This is a genomic window from Pseudoxanthomonas sp. LjRoot204_2 (assembly GCF_056175765.1).
This window is the reverse complement of the sequence record NZ_JBGFFG010000624.1, coordinates 1-1496: the sequence shown is the minus strand read 5'-3', so window position 1 is coordinate 1496 and position 1496 is coordinate 1. Positions and strand designations below refer to the sequence as shown.

2 protein-coding genes are annotated in these 1496 nt (G+C 67.1%); both read right to left on the bottom strand.

The genetic code is table 11. The annotated features are described in order from the left end of the window. Positions 1-925, bottom strand: a 925-nt coding sequence (locus tag AC04L7_RS18520; protein WP_475513675.1) for a LacI family DNA-binding transcriptional regulator, incomplete at its 3' end; no start/stop codon positions are given. 50 nt (positions 926-975) lie between these two features. Continuing rightward, a partial coding sequence (locus AC04L7_RS18515) for a beta-xylosidase family glycoside hydrolase (RefSeq protein ID WP_475513674.1) occupies positions 976-1496 on the bottom strand: 521 nt, incomplete at its 5' end.

Here is a 1496-nt window from a genome sequence, read left to right as displayed (position 1 = left end):
GCACCGACGTCAGCGAGGGCCACAGGCGCGAGGCCAGCGGGCTGTCGTCGAAGCCGACCACCGACAGCTGGCGCGGGATGCTGATGCCGGCGCGCATGGCGACCTTGTACACGCCGGCCGCCATTTCGTCGTTGCCCGTGAAGATGGCGGTGGGCCGGTTCTTGCCGGACAGCAGCTTTTCGGCCGCGACAACGCCGGATTCGAATGTATAGCCCGCTTCGATGATGCGCGACTTCGGCAGATCCAGGCCGCGCTTCGCGAGCGCCTGCACGAAGCCATCGGTGCGTTCGATCGAGGAGCGATAGGCACTGGGGCCGGTGATCAGCGCGATGTCGGTATGGCCCAGCGACAACAGGTACTCGGCCGCTTCGGCCGCGCCGTCGCGGTCATGGGTGACCACCATGCGCGAGGGCTCGTCCATCGAAACCGACGCAATGCGCGAGTAACGGCAGCCGATCTCCGCCAGCATGTCGGCCAGCGCCTGGTCTTCGGACGCGCGCGGCACCAGCATCACGCCGTGCAGCTTCTGCTGCTGCACGAAACGGCGCACGCCGTCGATGTAGCCGGGGCTGCGGCTGTCGCAGGGATGCACGACGAGCTCGAAGCCCGAATCGCGCAAGGCGTCCAGCGCGCCGTACTGCATGTTCACGATGTACTGCGCCGTCGGATTGTCGTAGACCATGCCGATCAGGAACGAGCGCCGGAACGCCAGCCCGCGTGCCATCGGATCCGGCGAGTAGCCCACCTCGCGCATCAGCGCTTCGACCTTTTCGCGCGTGTCCTTACGCACCAGCGGCGAGTGGTTGATGATCCGCGACACGGTTTTCTTGGAGACGCCGGACAGACGCGCGATGTCGTTGATGGTGGCGGCCTTGCCACCGGTGGGCAGGCTGGCAGGGCTTTCGGGCTTCTTGCGCGCGGGCATGGGGCGATGCGGGTCCGGTCGTCGGTCGAGGGGATTCTAGCGGCTGGGGGTCAGTCCAGCGCGCGATAGCGGAAATTACGGAAATGCACCTTGCCCTGGCCAGCGGCGTACAGCGACGGCTTCAGGGCGAGGAAGCCCCCGGCCACGTTGTGGTGGTAGCCGGAGACCTCCATCTGCACGGGGTACTTGGTCCAAGTCTTGCCGTTCGTGCTGGTATGGAGGGTGAGGACATGGCGGTTGTGGGTGACCCGTAGCCAGAGCTTGCCGCCCTTGGTGCTCGGGGCCAGCTTGCCGGGGCGCTCAAGCCCGTAACGGTGCATCACGAACTGTTCCCCGTTGCTGCCCACGCCGGCATACAGGCGGTCGTTGTAGAACAACACCGCGCCACCCTGCGCGCCGGGCTCGACGTCCATCTCGACCTCGAACTGGTAGGCCAGGTCGCCCGCGATGATGCCCAGCGGCGAGCTGTCGCGCGGCGCGGTGCCCTTGCCCTGCAGCGCCATCACGCCATCGCCGAAAGTGAGTCGACGCGACTCGTCCGGCGCCGGGTCGTAGAAGGCCCACTGCGGGC